The organism is Bacteroidia bacterium (assembly GCA_041391665.1).
In the GTDB taxonomy this organism is placed as follows: Bacteria; Bacteroidota; Bacteroidia; order J057; family J057; genus JAGQVA01.
The window spans coordinates 1578801-1598188 of record JAWKNO010000002.1; the positions used below are offsets into that span (position 1 = coordinate 1578801).

A 19388-nucleotide genomic window follows, 5' to 3' on the forward strand; every position below is an offset into this window, starting at 1 on the left:
GAGACAATTTTGGAACGCGGTTAACATTGGGTAAATACAAAATATTACAAGATTTCAAATGTTTTGCCCTTCTTCTCGTTTTTTTTTACAGGATTCTTACAATAAACATCCAGCATAATTCAGCACGATAATTGCCTTTATTTGGAGTCCATACGTTCTTTTGTTAATTATGCGGGAAAGTAATCAGCGCAACTCTAATGCAGCACTTTTCCATCAAATTCACCTGACGTTGGCCTCAGGCTGCCTCGCAGATGGGCCAAACTCAATCGGTAATTTTTGATATGACGAATAATACAGAGAAGGTTGCCAGTCAATCACCCCTGAAAATCCTGCTTCTTGAAAAAAATTCCTCTACTTCTGTTCTGCATCTTCTGGAAAAGACAGCTTTTCCGGTAAAAGTTATTGTTGCTGGTGAGAAATATGAATTCCTCTCACACCTGATACATACCTATCCGGATATGATTTTACTGAAGGATGAAATCGCTGGATTTCCGATCCGGGAAGCATTTTTCCTTGTCAGAGAAACACATCCGTCGGTTCCTGTTTATGGCATACGTGGAGGCAATGTTGTGATTTCAGAAGCTCCCGGGCCGGGGATGCCTTCAGATATCAATTGGCTTTCCATTCAAAATCTGCAAGGACAGATTGGCCAACTCTACAAAAAAAGAACCCCGGCACCGCCTGATCATCTCGCAAATGCGCGTACCCGGGTAGTAAGGCAGATTAAGTCTAATATTTCCGGGCTGGAGAATATCCGGGCATTTTTGTTGGCCAACGAGTCAGGTACCAACCAATGGATGGAAGAAGTGAGCCGCGAGATCGAACGGTCGATTGCCTATTTGTCCCGGCTGAAAGAAAACCTGAATACAAATCCTCAGATGGAGGTTAAACTCTGATTGGTTTCACCTTTCAGGATTTGCAAAAATTCAATTAGCCCCCTTTTGGGATCAGGATGTTCGGAAACCAATGCAGTAATGCCTCTGGTTTCCAGCACTTTCTCCTGAACCGGGTTTGGCTGCACCAACAAGATAAACGAACGCGGTTTGGCTTGCATGCTGTTGGCCTTTTCCCAGAGTTTGTTGAGTTTATAGAGTAGAAAACGAATATTAATATCGGTAAGGCTATATCCCAGAAAGAGTATAGATTTCCCCAGTACATCCGCCCGAAGTTTTATATCCAGCGGCGTCTCAAAATCCAGCCTGTCAAAATAAGAAGACTCTGTAAGCACAATGGAAGAATCATGGTCAAAATCTCCATGAAACTTAATGATTTGGGTGACGCCTTCGCGAATGTCTTTTATATCTGAAACATCTGCGATTTTTACGTAAGGTTTTTGGTGGCTATCAAAGGCATATTCAATCCAGCGGTCATAGTTGGTAGTATAAATAATCGGGAAATTGAGATCAATGATCAACTGGTGAATTTCAGAAGCTGAGATATCAATCTCTCCGGAGTGCCAGTTGCGGTCCATCCAGCTTCGCAACGCACCAATCCCTTTGTTAAGTTTGTAATACTCCGCCAATACAAGGTGATCGCCCATTTCCTTAAAGCGCACCGGATCAAAACCCAGATCTTCAGCCAGTTTGTGGATCAACTGATTCCATGAAGGCAGACCCAGATTCATCGAGACACCACCTCCGGCAAAAAGAATCACATTTCGCGCCCTGATTGCCTCAATCAGGTCTTTAATACTATTGCTGATATACATATTTTATTTAACGAAAAATAATATCCGGCATAATCGTATTTACCAAAATTTTAGTAAATTTAATCTCAAGTATCAAATAATAATATCTTGATGAAATAAATATACTTTTCATGAAGTCAAATCCACCCACCAATCCCTTAGCGGCGTACCTTTCAGGTGAAGCCAATGAAGAACAAATCAGACAGGTAGAAGCATGGATTAGCTCAAACACTGAAAATCAGGAATTGTATCAGAAATTGAGCGAAGCATGGCGTGAACAGACTTCTTCTTTGGACACCCACTTTTTAATGATAACCCCTGACGGAGATCATGAAGGTGTTTTAGAAGAAGAATAGACCACTTTTTCTTCCGGAAAATTATTTATCGATCAAACTTTAACCTCATCCCCTTTTCTTGTCCTGCCAGCTTACCATTTTGCCAGACGACATTTCCATTTACAATGGTTGTATCGATTTTGTGCTGAAAAGTCGCTCCTTCAAATGGAGACCATTTGCATTTATACAGTATATTTTCAGGTGACACCACCCATGGCTGATGAGGCGCAACCAAAACCAGGTCTGCATAATACCCTTCACGCACAAATCCCCGTTCACTGATTTCAAAACAGATCGCGGGTGCATGCGCCATTTTTTCCACTACTTTTTCCAACGAGATAACTCCCATTGCAGATAATTCCAGCATGGCCACCAGACTATGTTGAACCAAAGGTCCTCCGGAAGGTGCCTTGGTATAAGGGTTTGCCTTTTCCGCCAGCGTATGTGGAGCGTGATCTGTGGCGATAATATCAAGCCGATCGTCAACCAAAGCTCTTCTCAACGCTTCCCGGTCAGAAAGTTTTTTCACCGCAGGGTTCCATTTGATCAACATTCCTTTCTCCGCATAATCTTCTTCAGAAAACCACAGATGGTGAATACATACTTCTGCCGTGATTCTTTTTTGCGCTAAGGGTATATCATTGCGAAATAAGGAAAGCTCTTTTTCCGTAGAGATATGCAGCACATGCAAACGAGTTCCATATTTTTTTGCCAGTGCAACCGCAAGAGAAGAAGAAGCATAGCACGCTTCCCCGCTGCGTATTTCCGGGTGTTTGGAAACGGGAATATTTTCCCCGTACTGTTGCAGATATTGAGCAGTATTTTGGCTGATGATTTCCTCTTTTTCACAATGCGTAGCCACCAGCATGGGGGCCTGCCGAAAAATATTCTCCAGCACATTTTCATCATCGACCAGCATATTGCCGGTGGAAGAACCCATAAATACTTTTATCCCGCATACCGTTTGAGGGTTGGTTTTGAGTACTTCTGCCAGATTATCATTGGAAGCACCCATAAAAAAAGAAAAATTGGCCGGAGAGACTTCCGCCGCCCGGCTGAATTTTGCTTCAAGCAATGCCTGAGTCAAGGTTTGGGGGTTGGTATTCGGCATTTCCATAAATGAAGTAACCCCTCCGGCAATCGCCGCAACAGACTCTGAGGCGATATCTGCCTTATGTGTCAGCCCCGGCTCTCTAAAATGCACCTGATCATCAATTGCGCCGGGCAACAGATACTTCCCGCCGGCCATGATCTTGCGGTCTGCTATGGTACCAATATTGCGGGCGATACGTGAAATGCGCCCATTCGAAACCAATAAATCGGTTTCGATTTGTACCCCTTCATTGATCAGAAGGGCATCTTTGATGAGTAAACTTGACATAATGCAAATATAACGACCATTTACTAACTTTGGCCACAAAACCGAATATCACTTATCCACGCGTGAAAGAGCAACCCCCCAAACATATCGCAGTCGCCGGCAATATTGGAGCCGGGAAAACTACTCTGGTAAAAAAATTGGCCAATCATTACCACTGGGAACCCCATCTTGAAGCCGTAGATCACAACCCCTATCTGGAAGATTTTTATCAGGATATGTCGCGGTGGGCTTTTCCACTTCAAATTTACTTCCTCAACAGCAGGTTTAATCAGGTGGTCGAAATCAGGGAAAGTCCCAATACAATCATCCAGGATCGCACCATTTATGAGGATGCTTTTATCTTTGCCAAAAATCTTAAAGAATCCCGGTACCTGAGCGAACGAGATTTTCAAAACTATTTTGATTTATTCAAATCTATGAGCAGGATGATTCATCCGCCAGATCTTTTGATCTACCTGCGGGCAAGTATCCCAAAACTGATCGAACAAATTTCGCGCAGAGGGCGCAACTATGAGCAAAGCATCAGCATCCGGTACCTCGAAGACCTGAACAGAAACTACGAAGAATGGATTAGCAATTACAAAGAAGGCAATTTGCTCATTATCAATGTCGACTCTCTCGATTATGTACAAAATCCCGAAGACCTCGGACAGGTTATCAACCGAATTGACGCAGAACTTTTTGGACTTATCTAAACTTTCCGAAGATGCCTGGGAGGATTCATTGTACCCATTTTAATAAATTACAACACGTGTAATTTTTAATAAAATAAAACACTGAAAAGCAATCTAAAATAATTTTAATTCGTAGAAATAATAGTACGAATAATTTTATTTTACGATATGTCATTTCGTCAGAATCATAAACAATCGATCCAGCCAGAAGCACGTCTTACGGTAAAAAGGGCACTGGCACGCACAGGTGGCGTGATACTTGTCGCCCTGGCAGCTACTTTCTTTGTGGCATCACCAGACGGTACAGGGCCGGGCCTTTTGCCACAAGGAAGCAACGAACAATGTGCGATTAGTGCTCAACCTGACCAGGTAAGTCATACGGTAACCATCGCCTTTACCTTGTCAGGTGAAAGGGATATGGCCTTACAGATTCTTGATCCCAACCGCAATGAAATTATGAGCCGCCTGTTTACTCCGACTCCGCCCAACCAGCAAGTCACACTTACCATTGACGGATGGCCTAAAGGAAAATATACCGCCCGACTGTACAATCACAGGCAAGCGGTATCTTATGAATTTGAAATTGGTCCGGGCGAGATCACCGGCCGGTAATTTTGTCTGATCAGATATACTGATTAATCAGATTCTCAAACATTTCCTGTCTTCCACTGATTTGAGCAGGTTCACCCAACTCAATGGCGAGAGAACACAAATCTTCGAGGCTAAGTTTTCCGGATTCAAACTCCGCACCTTTTCCTTTGTCAAAAGACGCATAGCGTTCGGTACGCCATTGTTGCCAGGGAGAGTGTGTTCTGATTTTGTCAGCAATCAGCAAGGCACGGGCAAATACATCCATTGCTCCGATATGTGCATAAAATATATCAGATAAATCGGTAGAGTTTCTTCGGGTTTTGGCATCAAAGTTTACCCCTCCCCCACCAAAGCCGCCATTTTCCAAAATGACCAACATGGCTTCTGTTATCTCATACAGATTATTGGGAAACTGGTCGGTATCCCAACCATTTTGATAATCGCCTCTATTGGCATCAATACTCCCGAGTTTACCCGCGGCAGCAGCGACCTGAAGCTCGTGGTCAAACGTATGGCTGGCAAGCGTAGCGTGATTAACCTCAATGTTCAGGCTAAAGTCCTCCATGAGATCATATTCGCGCAGGAAATTCAGCACAGTCGCACAGTCAAAATCATACTGATGTTTCGTTGGCTCCATAGGTTTGGGTTCAATGAAAAACATACCCTTAAAGCCCTGTTTTCGCGCATAATCTTTTGCCATATGAAGAAACCTGGCCAAATGATCCAGTTCGCGTTTCATATCGGTATTGAGCAGAGACATATATCCTTCCCGGCCTCCCCAAAACACATAGTTCTCGCCATTGAGGGCAATCGTTGCATCCAACGCATTGCGCACCTGGGTAGCAGCATAAGGCAAAACATGGAAGTCGGGGTTTGTTGCAGCCCCGTTCATGTAGCGGGGATTAGAAAAAAGATTGGCCGTGCCCCAAAGTAGTTTTACTCCTGAAGCCGCTTGCTTTTCTTTGGCATAATCCACCACAATCTGCATTCTCCGCTCGTACTCAGCAATAGTTGGCCCCTCATCGACAAGATCAACATCATGAAAACAATAATAAGGAACACCAAGTTTTGTGATAAATTCGAAAGCTGCATCCATTTTATCCAGCGCCTGCTGCACAGGATCTGCACTTTTTTGCCAGGGAAAAACCTTAGTTCCAGGGCCAAAAGGGTCGCCGCCCGTATTGCACAACGTATGCCAATAGGCAACCGCAAAGCGGAAATGATCTTTCATTGATTTTCCGCCTACCACCTGGCTTTCGTTGTAATACTTAAATGCCAGAGGGTTGTCAGATTCTTTTCCTTCAAACGGAATTTTCCCTATACCCGGGAAAAATTCCACTGATCCGGTGAGCACTGAGTCTGAAAAATTTTGTAGTCGGTTCATAGTATAATAGAAGTTATAAATGGTAGTCGCCTGATCTCCTTATAGTCAATTTTACAACAAGTATATAATAAAACCAAACATATGCAAATTTTGCATTTTGTCAATTAGATTCTATTTTCGGGAAGTAAGAATATGTCACATACACATCCCGAAAAAATAGATCCCCTGTCCATCGACTGTACCATCTTCGGTTTTGAGGATGGGAAACTGGAAGTATTATTAATCCGCAGAGCCATCGAACCAAGTAAAGGGAAATGGGCTTTGCCCGGAGGCTTTATCCTGGTAAAGGAGGATATAGATGATGCTTCCCTGCGGATTTTAAAGGAAATGACTGGCGTTGAAAAGCTATTCATGGAACAACAGCAGGCTTTTGGCGCGGTAAATCGTTATCCCGGCCGGAGGGTAATAACCCTGGCATACTTTGCCCTCATACAACCCGGAAACTACAGTCTGAATCCCGGACCCGAGGCCAGTGATGTACGGTGGTTTGATGTAAAAGGTCTGCCGGAATTGCCTTTTGACCACGGGGCGATCATCGATCATGCGGTTACTACGCTCAGACAGAAAGTGAGGCATCAACCCATAGGTTTTGAACTGCTGCCTGAGAAATTCACCCTTCTTCAGTTGCAAGAGTTGTATGAAGCGGTATTAGGGCAAAAACTGGACAAACCCAACTTCCGAAGAAAAATGCAGGGGATGAACCTTCTGATATCTTTGAATGAATATCAGACAGGCGTAGCACACCGGGCGGCAAGACTGTACAAATTTGATATCGAAAGATATAACAAGCTGCGGGAAAGCGGATTTGTCTTTGAGGTATAACAAATAACCAGCGTTGTGAAAAACAGGATCAGGATAAAAGATATCGCCGAAAGAGCCCAAGTATCGCGGGGAACCGTGGACAGAGTGCTCCACAACCGGGGCAACGTAGCGCCTGAGATCAAACAGAGAATTCTGGAAGTCCTGGAAGAACTCAATTATGAGCGGAATATCATAGCCAGTACCCTTGCCTACAACCGGTTGTTGCGCATAGCCATTCTTTTGCCCGATTATTCGGATGATCCTTTTTGGGAAGAGCCCAAAAACGGGATCGAAATGGCACTAAAGTCCGTAGAGCATTACGGCGTAACCGTATCGTATTATCTTTTTGATCAGGATGACACACAGAGTTTTATGAACCAGACGGAGCAATTGCTCCAGGATGCGCCCGATGCAATTTTGCTGGCACCAGATTTTTTTAATGAATCTATGGTGTTTCTGGAAAAATGCCAGCAAAGAGGCATCCCCTATATGCAGATCAATACACATCTCGCGCGGAAGGAATCCTGCAACCTGGGATATATTGGTCAGGACACCTACCAAAGCGGTGTATTGGCCGGCAGACTACTCTCCTATCTGATTCCCCCGGAAAGTACAGTCGGCGTACTTCACCTCGAAAAAGGACTGCCCAATGCCCATCACCTGATTGAAAAGGAAAAAGGCTTCAGAGATTTTTTTGCCAGGCACAACAACGGAAAAACAAAAGTGGTACAACTTGCTTTTTCTCCGTTTGGCGAACGGCAGGAGCTATTTGACTTTCTGGACCAAAACCTCCTGTCTGTAATAGATATACGCGGGCTCATGGTCACCACCTCACGTATATTTTTACTGGCAGAATATCTTCAGGAACGGGCGATGGACCATATCAGCCTGGTTGGTTTTGACCTGATAGAAAAAAACATCCAGTTACTGGAAGAAGGGAAAATACAATTTCTGATCAACCAAAACCCATTCAAACAAGGCTACTATGGCATTATGAATATTGTCGAACACCTGATCAAAAAATCAGAAGCAGAGAGTATGCGTATGCTCCCACTGGATATTGCCGTCAAAGAAAATATTCATTACTATGTCAAAGCAACCCGAGACCTTAGAGTTGTCGTTTAATAAATTAAGGCAAAAAAAAATAAGCTGTTGAAAAATATTTTTACTAAGTTGTGTAAAGATTGATGTTTTTTTAATAGCTTGTGCCCGCGCACAGGATTACTGAGAGACTACTACTAATCATACTATGGACCTACATCTGCCATTATTACCTCCCGACAATTTTCCTCAATTGTATTGCTGCTTATTGCCCCTGATAGCGATTACTTAAGTTATATCTATTGCAATGCCATATTATTTGATAAAATAATCTGATAACTTTTACTTCTGTTTCCCTCAATACCGTAAAGGATTGATTTAGGGAACAGGGTTCGTTCTTTATCAACCGTTCATCCTATACTACATCAGGAAAAACGAATTAGCATTCTAAATCATTAACCCATCCTTTTATGAATCACATTCGACAATTAGATTTCAAGTTCACGCAGACTTCTTCATGGAAGCTCCTGAGCGTACTGTCAATCACGTTGTTACTTAGTACCGGTTTGTTTGCACAAACTACTGTAACCGGACGTGTTACCGATGCGTCCGGCGATGGCATGATCGGGGTAACCGTTGCTGTTAAAGGCAGTAATTCCGGTGCGCTTTCTGAATCAAATGGTAGCTACAAAGTGAGTGTACCATCTGATGGTGTACTGGTGTTTTCTTTCCTCGGTTATGAAACTGTTGAAGAGGCAGTAAATGGTCGCACCACGATCAATGTCTCTATGAAAGAACAGGATATCACTGCCGATGAGGTAATCATTACTGCATTGGGTATTCAAAGAGAGACAAAAGCGCTGACTTATGCTGCGCAAAGTGTAAATACTGACGAAATTGCCAAAGCCCGTGACCTGAACGTGGTCAACTCGCTCTCTGGTAAAGTAGCAGGTCTTTCTATCAGCCCATCTGGTGCTGGTGTAGGTGCTCCTTCACGGGTAATCCTCCGCGGTAACCGCTCTATTGCAGGTAACAGCCAGCCCCTTTACGTTGTGGACGGTGTGCCCATCCAGGGTGATATCACCAACGTAAACCCTGATGATATTGCTTCCATTACCGTACTGAAAGGCCCTAACGCCGCAGCGCTTTATGGAAACCGTGCCAACAATGGTGCGATCATCATTACAACCAAAGGGGGTAAAGCCGGTGGATTCAAAGTCAGCCTCAGCTCTACCTACATGGCTACCCAACCTATCCTTCTTACTCAATATCAAAACGAGTATAGCCAGGGCAGCAATGGTACCTATTCTCCTGCTTCTGAAGCTGCATGGGGTGCAAAAATGACCGGACAAAGTGTCGCTCACTGGTCTCCCGATCCAGGATGGTCTCCTACGACTTATTCTCTCAACGGACAACCAAACAACGTTAGCGACTTTTTCCAGACGGGTCACAACTGGGCAACCAACCTCGCCATCTCCGGTGGAACTGAAGCTACTCAGACTTATTTCTCCTATACTTACACTGATGCCGCCGGTATCGTACCGGGTAACGATCTTGCCCGCCACAACGTGCACCTGCGTATTACGAATAAGCTGTCTGACAGGCTGACACTGGATACCAAACTGAACTATCTGCGGGACGAAATTTCCAACCAGATGCCTCAGGGTGAAAGCTTTGACAACCCGATCCGTCATGCGCTGCGTCTGCCACGTAACATCCGTACCGAAGATGCTTCTCAGTTTGAATACACCCTGCCTTCAGGACGTGTACGTCAAAACTACTGGGTACCAGGTTCCAATGGTGGTGCTAACCCTTACTGGACCATCAACCGTGCGACCAATCAGCGTAACTCAGACCGCGTAATTGCTTTCGCATCTCTGAAATATGATATCGCCGAAGGTTTGTCTTTATCAGCCAGATCTTCTGTTGACCGAATCTTTAGAAATGGTGAAAACAGATGGTGGAATGACAACTATATCATCGCTGACAATGGCCGTTATGCTGTATTCTCCGGTCAGTCTTCAGAATTGAACCTGGATGCGTTGCTGACCTACGAAAAAAACCTGACAGATGACTTCTACTTCAATGTCAACGCAGGTGGCAACATTCGTAAAGAAAGAGGAACTCAGGTAGATGCCAACACAGGTACTGCGCTGACCGTTCCAAACTTCTTCTCTATCGGAAACAGCCAAAACAACATCGCTTCTTACAGCTTTGGAGCTCCCAGAGATGTAAACTCGGTGTATGCTTTTGCAACATTCTCCTATAAAAACGCCATCTTCTTTGACGTTACAGGTCGTAATGACTGGAGTTCAACTCTTCCTTCAGACAACTGGTCATTCTTCTATCCTTCATTTGGATTGAATGCCGTTATATCTGATCTGGTTGATCTTCCAACCTTTATCACCTTCGCAAAAGTAAGAGGTTCATGGGCAGAAGTGGGTAACGATACCCAGCCTTTCCAAACACTTCGTACAGCATCCGTTGTTGCTGGTGGTGCAAATGGATTCCTCGGTCTGAGTACGACAATTCCAAATGCCAACCTGCTTCCTGAGAAAACCCGTTCACTTGAAATCGGTGCAGACATTCGTTTCTTCAACAACCGTGTAGGAATTGATGTTACCTACTACAAGTCTAACTCACTCAACCAGCTGTTCTCAGTAGCACTGCCTGTAGGTTCTGGTGCTTCTCAGTTCTTCACCAATGGTGGTGACGTTCAAAACAGAGGGATTGAAGGTATCCTTTCTCTGCGTCCGGTTGAAACAACTGACTTCCAGTGGGATCTTTCTTTCAACTATACCCGCAACAGAAATGAGGTTATCCAGATCAACGACGAGCGTCCAAGCATTTCCGTCGCTACAGACTTCATGCGTTCATTCCGGATCGAACAAGGAAGACCCTGGGGTGAAGTTTACTCCCGTGGATTCCAGAAAGATGATCAGGGCCGGGTTATCGTAGGTGCAAATGGCCGACCATTGGTTACCAGTGGTCTGACTGAACTTGTCGCCAACTACAACCCCAACTGGCTGGGCGGTATTCGCAACGAATTTAACTATAAAGACCTGAACGTCAGCTTCCTCGTTGATATGCGCTTTGGCGGTAGTGTAACATCACTTACCAATGCTATTATTTATGCTGATGGTCTGACCGAACAAACCCTCCAGGGTCGTGAAGGCGGGCTGGTATTCGGACAAAACTTCTTTGAAGAATACGATGCCGTAAAAGAAGATGGAACACCTAATGATATCCAGATTACCTCAGAAGAGTTTTGGGTAAACTTTGGTGGTCGTAACGCACCCGTAGGTGAAGCTTTCTCTGCTGATGCAACCAACATTCGTATGAGAGAAATTGTATTGGGCTACAGACTGCCTATGTCAGTTGGTGGACTAAATGCAATTACTTTCTCTGTAGTGGGAAGAAACCTGTTTTTCTTCTATAATGCAGCCGGTGATATTGATCCGGAAGTAATTGTTGGAACCGGAACGGCAGCTGAAGGTTTTAACTCTTTTGCTCCTCCTACCATGAGATCTATTGGCGGTAGTATTAAACTTGATTTTTAATTTCTGTGAGGAACAAATTCTGTATTTGGACAGTTAATTGGAGAGCGTAACTGTGTGTAATTAGTAATTTTTAGATTGGATAATTAACTTAGTCTGGATACTCAAACACTTTTCATTATGAAGTACATTAAGTATGTTTTAATCTTCACTATTACAGCTCTTCTGGCGAATGGCTGTACAAAAGGATTCGAAGAGCTGAATACGCGCCCCGATGCACTTACTGCATCCAATGTTGACGGATCGCTGCTTGGACAAGGATTTGCCCGCGCGCAGTATTTTGCGATGCACGGTGAACACTGGCGTTTCCAAATCGGAGAGAATCTTTTCTCTGATCTTTACTGCCAGTATTTCGCTACTACGGCTGCAAACTTTGACTCTGACCGGTATACGGAAGTTGGTCGCTGGATTGACCTCTGCTGGAGTTCGTTTTATGGACAGGCTGCTCCGAACATCAAGTTCGTTGAAGACTTTGCCCGCGACAACGATCTTCCCGTAGAAGAAGCCATCACCAAAATCTGGCGTGTACAGTCTTACCACAGGGTTACTGACTACTGGGGTCCTGCCATATACACTCAGTTTGGCAATGGAGAAACCACTGTAGCTTATGATACCCAGGAAAGCATGTACAAAAGCTTTTTTGTTACACTGGATGAAGCCGTTGCTACGCTTAACTCAAACAGAGGTAAAAACGTATTCGGAAACAATGACCAGATTTTTGCCGGTGATGTTGACAAATGGATTACCTACGCCAACTCTCTCCGTCTCCGTCTGGCTATGCGTATCCGTTTCGTAGAGCCTGCCCTGGCTAAAGCTGAAGCTGAAAAAGCTGTAGCTGCCGGTGTTATGGAAGACAACAGCGATAATGCATGGATTGCTACCACAGCAAACTCTCTTAACCCTTTCACCACCATCACAAACTGGGGTGAATTCCGGATGAGCGCACTGATGGAAAGTATCCTCGTAGGTTATGGTGATCCACGTACCGGTGTATATTTCAGCCCAGCTGACGAAGGTGACTCCGACGGCAATGGTAGCCCTTACGAAGGTCTCCGCAATGGTCAGGCTAAAGTTGACAAAACGCCTGCCCTCAACACCGGAAACTCTGACGTAGGCCCCGACTACCTTCCCGAAGGAAAAGGCGGAACCAATCCTCCGATCCTTGTCATGACTTGCGCTGAGGTATATCTTCTCCGTGCTGAAGGTGCGCTTATCGGCTGGAACATGGGTGGATCTGCCAAAGATCTCTACGAGACCGGTATCAGAATGTCCATGAAAGATCGCGTAGGCGCTTCTGACGCAGACATTGATACTTACCTCGCAAGTACTGCTACGCCTATCGCTACCGGCGATGCTTTCAACACTCAGCCTTCTACCGATGTATCGATCAAATGGGAAGATGGTGCTTCTCAGGAAAGAAACCTTGAGCAAATCATTACACAAAAATGGCTCGCTCTTTATCCTGACGGATGGGAAGCTTTCGCTGAAGTAAGAAGAACCGGATATCCTAAACTGATCCCGATTCTGAATTCTGACAACCCAGATCTCGGTGTGAATGACATCTTCAGAAGAATGACATTCGTTGATGGTGAATTCAGCAACAACCGCGCAGCTACTGAAGCTGCTCAAGGTCTGCCTGAACTCTCCGGCGGCGATAAAAACAGCACAAAAGTCTGGTGGGATAAAAAATAATCCGCCGAATCTTTTTGTTGAAATAAAAAAGGCACTAACCATATTGTTAGTGCCTTTTTTATTAAATTCTACTCCGTTTACGGGCTAAACACTACCAATCTAACCCCGCTCATGTATTACCGATTTTATCTTCTACTATCTTTCCCAATATTATTCATTGCCTGTGACAAAACACCGGAAAAACCCTTTTCCCTCCTTTCCTCCAATGAGTCCGGTATTAGCTTTCGCAATATCCTGCAGGAAAGCGATCAGTTTAATGTCCTCAATTATGGATATTTCTACAATGGAGGCGGTGTAGCCGTAGGTGATATCAACAATGACGGACTTTCAGACATTTACTTCACCGGCAATCTGGTTTCCAGTCATCTTTACCTCAACAAAGGAAACCTTTACTTTGAGGAGATTGCTGATGAAGCAGGAGTCAAAGCAGAAGGTCTGTGGAATACAGGCGTCTCCATGGCTGATGTAAATGCCGATGGCTGGCTCGATATTTACGTCTCCCGCTCCGCAGCTGCTAATCCTCAGTCTCGCAAAAACCTCCTTTTTATCAACAACCACGACCTCACGTTTACCGAACAAGGCGAACTTTACGGCGTTGCCGATCCCGGATATTCTACTCAGGGTGTATTTTTTGACTACGACCGCGATGGAGATCTTGACCTCTTTGTACTTAATCATTCTGTCCAGGAATACGCAGGCTTTTCCCAATTACTGCCGCAGTTGAAAAACAGGGAAAATGCCTTCTATGGCGATAAACTATACAGAAACGACCAAATCCCTCCTCCCGGCGAACCGCAGGGGAAGTTTAAAAATATCACCGATGATTCCGGCATTCTAACCAATGTGCTGGGATTTGGCCTGGGTGTGGGCGTAGCTGACTTCAACCGCGATGGCTGGCCCGATATTTATGTCTCCAATGACTATAATGAACCTGATTATCTGTATATCAATCAGCAAAATGGGGCATTCAAAGAAAGTCTCGCCGAATACCTCGACCATGTCTCCCTTTTCTCCATGGGCTCTGATATCGGCGATATCAACAACGACGGGCTACCCGATATCCTTTCTCTGGACATGTTGCCCGATGACCCCTACCGGCAAAAAATGAGTACCGGAGCAGATAATTATGAAAAAAATCAAAGACTGGTTTCCTCCGGGTTTCAGAAGCAGTTTATGCGCAATATGCTTCAGATCAATAATGGCAATGGCACATTTACGGAAGCGGGACAACTGGCCGGAATTTCCAACACAGACTGGAGCTGGGCTGCCCTGTTTGCCGATTATGACAACGATGGCTTCCAGGATTTATTTGTGACCAATGGCTATAAAAGAGACTATACCAATATGGACTTTATGGCCTTTGCCGCAGATGAAAAAATCAAATCTGAAAAGGAAAACAATTCCATCGCTGTTAAAGACCTGCTCTCCAAAATGCCGCCTATCGACGTTCACAACTACATATTTAAAAATAACGGCGACCTGACTTTTACAGAGAAAACCAACGAATGGGGGTTTGAAAAAATATTCCTCTCCAATGGGGCCGCTTACGGTGATCTCGACAACGATGGCGACCTGGACCTCGTGGTTAATAATGTCAATGAAACTGCTTCTGTTTACAGAAATAATCTCACCCGATCTGATAGCAGCCATTTTCTCCGGATCAAACTTCATGGAGAAGAAAACAACCGGTTTTCTACGGGCGCTGAAGTTTGTGTCGTGATAAAAGAAGCAAATAAGCGCATCAGCCAGACCCTTATCCCTGTGCGGGGATTCCAGTCGTCGGTTGAACCCATACTGTTTTTTGGTCTGGGGAAAATCTCAGAAATTCAAAAAATAGAAATTCGATGGCCCAACGGAGAATCCCAGACGATCGATTCACCGCCAATAGATACCTTGCTGGAAATCAAGCAGCAAAATGCCGTGTTTGCCGGGAAAGAAGAGGAGATCCCGCCCTTATTCTCTACCATTTCATCGCCGCTTCCATTTGAATATCAACATCATGAAAATCCATTTGTTGATTTCAAAACCCAGCCGCTGATTCCTCATTTCCTCTCAACGCAGGGCCCCAAAATAGCCAAGGGAGATGTAAACGGAGATGGAAAAACAGATCTGTTTATCGGTGGCGCTAAAGGTTTTTCCGGGGAAATATTGCTGCAACAGGCCGATCAAAGCTGGAAACCATTCCCCCAACCTGCCCTTGAAGCTGATGCAGCCTCAGAAGATATGGAAGCACTATTTTTTGATGCAGATAATGATGGTGATATGGACCTGTATGTAACCAGCGGTGGTTATGAATTTGCGCCTGATGATCCGGCACTCCAGGATCGTCTGTACATCAACAATGGAAAAGGAAACTTTAACCTGTCCGTAAATGCATTACCCGCCATGCTTACTTCTACCGCATGTATCAGTGCAGCAGATATTGATGGCGATGGTGATCTGGATCTGTTTGCAGGGGGAAGACTTATTCCCGGAAATTACCCTTTGCCTGCCAGAAGTTATGTGCTGGAAAATGATGGGAAAGGGAATTTCTCAGATATCACTCAAACCCTTTGCCCTGCACTGCTTCAGCCGGGAATGGTGACAGATGCTCTTTGGAGCGATATCAATGGGGATACCCGCCCTGATCTTGTTGTTGTTGGGGAATGGATGCCTGTGCGGATGTTTATCAGAAAAGAAACGACGCTCGAGGAAATTACCGGCACAAACGGCCTGGAAAACTCACAGGGGTGGTGGAATGTTCTCTCAGCAGCAGATATGGACAATGACGGCGATATCGACTTCGTAGCAGGCAACTACGGGCTTAACTCACAGATCAAAGTAAGCCAATCAGAACCGGCAACCATTTACACCAAAGACTTTGACGACAATGGTACCATCGACCCGATATTGTGCTATTTCCTTGAAGGGAAAAGTTATCCCATGGCATGGAAAGACGATCTGATCGGACAACTGCCTAAGCTAAAAGGAAAATTTATTAAGTACAGCGACTATGCTTCAGCGACAATTTCTGATATTTTTTCTCCTGAAGAGCTGGAAGGCGCGGAGGTATTAAATGCCCGTACATTTGCTACTTCCTATATCGAAAATCTGGGAAACAATCAGTTCCGCCTCACTCCATTACCCATTCAGGCTCAGGTTTCTCCGGTTTATGCCATCACCCTCGAAGATGTAAATGCAGATCAGTATCCGGATATTATCCTGGCGGGCAACCTCAGCGGAACCCGTGTAAAGCTGGGTGCTTATGACGGCAATCACGGCGTAATCCTGGCGGGTAATGGCAATGGGACATTTTCCACAATAAATCCTATGCACGCCGGCCTTAAAATAAAAGGCGACGTCAGGGACATGGTTTTTGTGGGAGACCAAAAGGGGAAAATGCTGATCGTCGTTCGCAATAATCAAGAGCCAGAATTCTATCGTCTTAATCAATATCTTCCTTAAATGAATTTACAGGGCAAAAATATACTCGTTACCGGCGGCGGGGGATTTGGGGTGGGATCAGGCGTGTGTCAGGCCGTTTTGAATCTGGGTGGAAAATTGTTTATCAACGAAATATCCGCCGAAAAAGCCCGGGATGCCGCACAAAAATACCCAGGCGCAATTCCTGTCGTAGCCGACGTCTCCGACATGGACCAGGTTGAAAATATGTTTCACGAGATCAATCAAAAACACGGCATGATCGATGGATTGGTCAACAATGCGGGTATTGGTCTAAGCAAAAATGCACATGAAGTTTCAGTAGAAGAGTTTACCCATTTGTATGACGTCGATATTAAAGGTGTCTGGCAAATGTCCAAAGTATTTGTCAATCAGTTACTTCCCACTGGAAAACCTGGCGCCATTGTCAATATAAGCTCTGTCCACGCCAAAGCCACATCGCTTCGTTATGCGATCTATTGCAGTGCAAAAAATGCGGTAGAAGGCCTGACCAAAGGTATGGCCGTCGAATTGGGTAAACAAAATATCCGGGTAAATGCCGTAGGCCCCGGACTTGTCGATGCCGAGCAAAATTACGACCTGATCCGTACCTGGAACCCCGATCCCGAAAAATGGATCCACAATCATACACATGACCAACAAGTGCTCCGGCACCTGATCCAGGCGATAGATGTGGGCAATACCGTGGCTTTTTTACTTTCAGATATGAGTCGATCCATCACCGGACAAATTCTCATGGTGGACAATGGGATGACGCTTACCTTATATAATAATTCATTTGTCGAATAAATGAAAATTAAACAAATCACCTGTTACGAAGTCATCGTACCCGCCTTTCCGGAGCGGATTGCAAGCAAAAGCATTCATAAACCCCTGCACAAACTGCCGATTGGCGCGAAGGCCGGATGGTCTGTACAATTTGACGAGATCTCAAAAATCATTCTCCGGATGGAGATTGACAATGGTGTCATCGGATGGGGAGAATTGTACAGAAGTCATGACTGGAATGTAGTAGCAGATATTGCGGGCATACTCATTGGCAAAGACTTGCGCACACTCCATTTACAAAAACTTCCTTTTACTTTCTGCCGAGAATACGACGGGTTTGAATGCGCTATATGGGATGCTTTTGCAAAATCCCACAATATGCGGGTAGTTGATTTGCTCGGCGGCCCTGTTCAGGAAAAAGTGCGGGTTGGCGCCTGGTCAAGCCATCGATTGACGGAAGAAATTGCAGACCTCGCCCATGAGTTTGCAGCCATGGGATATGATTGCCTCAAATTCAAATGCGATCTTGAGGATGATGTTGTGAGTTGGTGCCGTATTATCTCCGAAACTGCTCCCGGTATGCAGGTGATTCTTGACCCCAACGAGCGATGGGAATTTACTTATGAGACCCGGAAAAGAATGGACGGACTGGCAGAAGTGGGAAATATGCTTTGCCTCGAAGATCCTATTCCCCGCTGGCAGCTTCACGACTACGCCTCACTTCGGAATTATAGTTCTGTGCCGATGTGTCTGCATGTATCACTTCCTTATATACTTCACGGTCAGCGAGTGAAAGATGCCATCCAGGCGATCCGGCTGGATGCCGTCGATGGATTTAATTTCAATGGCGGGCTGGCGAAGTTTCAGCAACTCGACCACATCGCAGATGCGGCGGGCCTGCCGTGCTGGCACGGATCGGAAATTGATCTGGGCATTCTGGAGGCGATGTATGTACATTCATCCGCCGCTGCGGCTTCCTGCATCTGGCCCGGAGACATATTTGGCCGGTTGATCCGCACCCACGATTTACTGGAAAAACCCATTCGGCTGGAGCCGCCATATGTCTATTTGCCCGAAGGGCCCGGACTGGGCGTAGTACCCGATATGGCTGCCATTCAGGAATTTACCCAACTAAAACGAATATTTGAATAAATATGAAAATACAGAACCCATTCCCACTGACAGACTCTGACCGCTATCAAATATGGGAAATGCTTGTCATGCGCGACATTGAAGCTTTTGCAAAAGCTGACTGGTCGATGGTTGCAGATGATTTTATTGAAGAAGGATTTATGGGTACAGACGCCCGGAGACTTTCCAACCCCGATTCATGGACTTTGGCTTTTCCTGATTTGCAGGCTTACCGGGAAGAATGGATCAGGCAGGCAGAAATTTTCGGACAGACAGACTGGGCGGAAAACCCGCTGGAAGCCCTCCATAGAATCACGACCATGCGGGATATAGAAATCAACGGCAACAGCGCGCTGGTAAGGAAAAAGTTTGACGGCAAGATCCTGAAAGCGAGCGGAGAAGCCGATACCCTCAGCTGGCAGACCCTTTATCGCTGCCGGAAAGTAAACGGGCAATGGAAAATCGCAGGCTTTACCGGGTATATGCCCAATCCCATGGGGCAAAGTCCGGCAGCAGACCGCCCGGCGAGGGCGGTTCCGGCAGGCGCTTCGCAGCACAAAACAGCCGGACCTTATTCGCCGGTTTTGGTGATCAATCCACATCAGATCGTAGTCATCTCCGGGCAGGCAGCCATTGATCCGGAGGGCAATATCATTGGAGATACTATTGAGGAGCAGGCTGCCTATACCATTGAAAACTGTTTAAAACAGTTGGAGACTGCCGGATGCAGCGCACGAGATGTTTTTAAGGTAAATGTTTACCTTACTGACCTGGCCAACTGGCCGCGGTTTAATGAAGTGTATAAAACCTATTTTCCTGATCCAAAACCCGTCAGGACTGCGGTACAGTCAGGATTACTTTATACGCTGTTGGTTGAAATTGAACTTTGGGCTGTAAAAAAATAA

Annotated in this window: 15 protein-coding genes and 1 pseudogene; 13 read left to right on the forward strand and 3 right to left on the reverse strand. The window is 45.3% G+C overall.

Annotation, left to right across the window (positions count from 1 at the left end; translation table 11 throughout):
• Positions 1–281: 281 nt before the first annotated feature.
• The gene (locus tag R3D00_18135; protein MEZ4775109.1) at positions 282–896 is read left to right on the forward strand and encodes a hypothetical protein; all 615 of its coding nucleotides are present in this window, start codon (positions 282–284) and stop codon (positions 894–896) included.
• Here R3D00_18135 and R3D00_18140 read toward each other — a convergent pair.
• On the reverse strand, positions 875–1690 hold the full coding sequence (locus R3D00_18140) for an SIR2 family protein (protein MEZ4775110.1): 816 nt from the start codon (positions 1688–1690) through the stop codon (positions 875–877). The genes R3D00_18135 and R3D00_18140 overlap by 22 nt on opposite strands.
• Before the next feature lie 128 nt (positions 1691–1818).
• Between R3D00_18140 and R3D00_18145 the strand changes: the two genes are divergently transcribed.
• Complete coding sequence (locus R3D00_18145; GenBank protein MEZ4775111.1) at positions 1819–2043, forward strand: hypothetical protein; 225 nt, start codon at positions 1819–1821, stop codon at positions 2041–2043.
• Between the two features lie 25 nt (positions 2044–2068).
• On the opposite strand, the gene R3D00_18150 is transcribed toward R3D00_18145, so the two are convergent.
• Positions 2069–3403, reverse strand: coding sequence for a dihydroorotase (locus tag R3D00_18150; GenBank protein MEZ4775112.1), 1335 nt, complete (start codon positions 3401–3403; stop codon positions 2069–2071).
• Between the two features lie 29 nt (positions 3404–3432).
• Between R3D00_18150 and R3D00_18155 the strand changes: the two genes are divergently transcribed.
• Positions 3433–4098 (forward strand): deoxynucleoside kinase, encoded by a 666-nt coding sequence (locus R3D00_18155; GenBank protein MEZ4775113.1) that lies wholly within the window; start codon positions 3433–3435, stop codon positions 4096–4098.
• Positions 4099–4245: 147 nt separating this feature from the next.
• Positions 4246–4689, forward strand: coding sequence for a hypothetical protein (locus R3D00_18160; GenBank protein MEZ4775114.1), 444 nt, complete (start codon positions 4246–4248; stop codon positions 4687–4689).
• A gap of 10 nt (positions 4690–4699) precedes the next feature.
• On the opposite strand, the gene xylA is transcribed toward R3D00_18160, so the two are convergent.
• A complete protein-coding gene (xylA, locus tag R3D00_18165) occupies positions 4700–6052 on the reverse strand; it encodes a xylose isomerase (GenBank protein ID MEZ4775115.1) in 1353 nt (450 codons plus the stop codon).
• Between the two features lie 132 nt (positions 6053–6184).
• Here xylA and R3D00_18170 point away from each other — a divergent pair, with 132 nt between their 5' ends.
• The 9 genes and pseudogenes from R3D00_18170 (at position 6185) to R3D00_18210 (ending at position 19388) form a co-directional block, all read left to right on the forward strand.
• On the forward strand, positions 6185–6874 hold the full coding sequence (locus R3D00_18170; protein ID MEZ4775116.1) for an NUDIX domain-containing protein: 690 nt from the start codon (positions 6185–6187) through the stop codon (positions 6872–6874).
• 15 nt (positions 6875–6889) lie between these two features.
• Entirely contained in the window at positions 6890–7978 is a 1089-nt protein-coding gene (locus tag R3D00_18175; GenBank protein ID MEZ4775117.1) for a substrate-binding domain-containing protein, read from the forward strand.
• A gap of 386 nt (positions 7979–8364) precedes the next feature.
• On the forward strand, positions 8365–11454 hold the full coding sequence (locus tag R3D00_18180; GenBank protein MEZ4775118.1) for a SusC/RagA family TonB-linked outer membrane protein: 3090 nt from the start codon (positions 8365–8367) through the stop codon (positions 11452–11454).
• Positions 11455–11571: 117 nt separating this feature from the next.
• On the forward strand, positions 11572–13143 hold the full coding sequence (locus R3D00_18185; GenBank protein ID MEZ4775119.1) for a SusD/RagB family nutrient-binding outer membrane lipoprotein: 1572 nt from the start codon (positions 11572–11574) through the stop codon (positions 13141–13143).
• A gap of 111 nt (positions 13144–13254) precedes the next feature.
• Positions 13255–16587, forward strand: a complete 3333-nt coding sequence (locus R3D00_18190) for a VCBS repeat-containing protein (protein MEZ4775120.1) — start codon at positions 13255–13257, stop codon at positions 16585–16587.
• Positions 16588–17373, forward strand: a complete 786-nt coding sequence (locus tag R3D00_18195; GenBank protein MEZ4775121.1) for an SDR family oxidoreductase — start codon at positions 16588–16590, stop codon at positions 17371–17373.
• Positions 17374–18504, forward strand: a complete 1131-nt coding sequence (locus R3D00_18200) for a mandelate racemase/muconate lactonizing enzyme family protein (GenBank protein ID MEZ4775122.1) — start codon at positions 17374–17376, stop codon at positions 18502–18504.
• Between the two features lie 2 nt (positions 18505–18506).
• Positions 18507–18980, forward strand: a pseudogene (locus tag R3D00_18205) (hypothetical protein).
• Entirely contained in the window at positions 18978–19388 is a 411-nt protein-coding gene (locus R3D00_18210; protein ID MEZ4775123.1) for a RidA family protein, read from the forward strand. The pseudogene R3D00_18205 and the gene R3D00_18210 overlap by 3 nt, the downstream one beginning before the upstream one ends.

Bases quoted from the DNA above. Each gene is read 5' to 3' on its own strand.
- R3D00_18135 (MEZ4775109.1), top strand. From the start codon at position 282: ATGACGAATAATACAGAGAAGGTTGCCAGTCAATCACCCCTGAAAATC.
- R3D00_18145 (MEZ4775111.1), top strand. From the start codon at position 1,819: ATGAAGTCAAATCCACCCACCAATCCCTTAGCGGCGTACCTTTCAGGT.
- R3D00_18150 (MEZ4775112.1), bottom strand. From the start codon at position 3,403: ATGTCAAGTTTACTCATCAAAGATGCCCTTCTGATCAATGAAGGGGTA.
- R3D00_18160 (MEZ4775114.1), top strand. From the start codon at position 4,246: ATGTCATTTCGTCAGAATCATAAACAATCGATCCAGCCAGAAGCACGT.
- xylA (MEZ4775115.1), bottom strand. From the start codon at position 6,052: ATGAACCGACTACAAAATTTTTCAGACTCAGTGCTCACCGGATCAGTG.
- R3D00_18170 (MEZ4775116.1), top strand. From the start codon at position 6,185: ATGTCACATACACATCCCGAAAAAATAGATCCCCTGTCCATCGACTGT.
- R3D00_18180 (MEZ4775118.1), top strand. From the start codon at position 8,365: ATGAATCACATTCGACAATTAGATTTCAAGTTCACGCAGACTTCTTCA.
- R3D00_18185 (MEZ4775119.1), top strand. From the start codon at position 11,572: ATGAAGTACATTAAGTATGTTTTAATCTTCACTATTACAGCTCTTCTG.
- R3D00_18190 (MEZ4775120.1), top strand. From the start codon at position 13,255: ATGTATTACCGATTTTATCTTCTACTATCTTTCCCAATATTATTCATT.
- R3D00_18195 (MEZ4775121.1), top strand. From the start codon at position 16,588: ATGAATTTACAGGGCAAAAATATACTCGTTACCGGCGGCGGGGGATTT.
- R3D00_18200 (MEZ4775122.1), top strand. From the start codon at position 17,374: ATGAAAATTAAACAAATCACCTGTTACGAAGTCATCGTACCCGCCTTT.
- R3D00_18210 (MEZ4775123.1), top strand. From the start codon at position 18,978: ATGGGGCAAAGTCCGGCAGCAGACCGCCCGGCGAGGGCGGTTCCGGCA.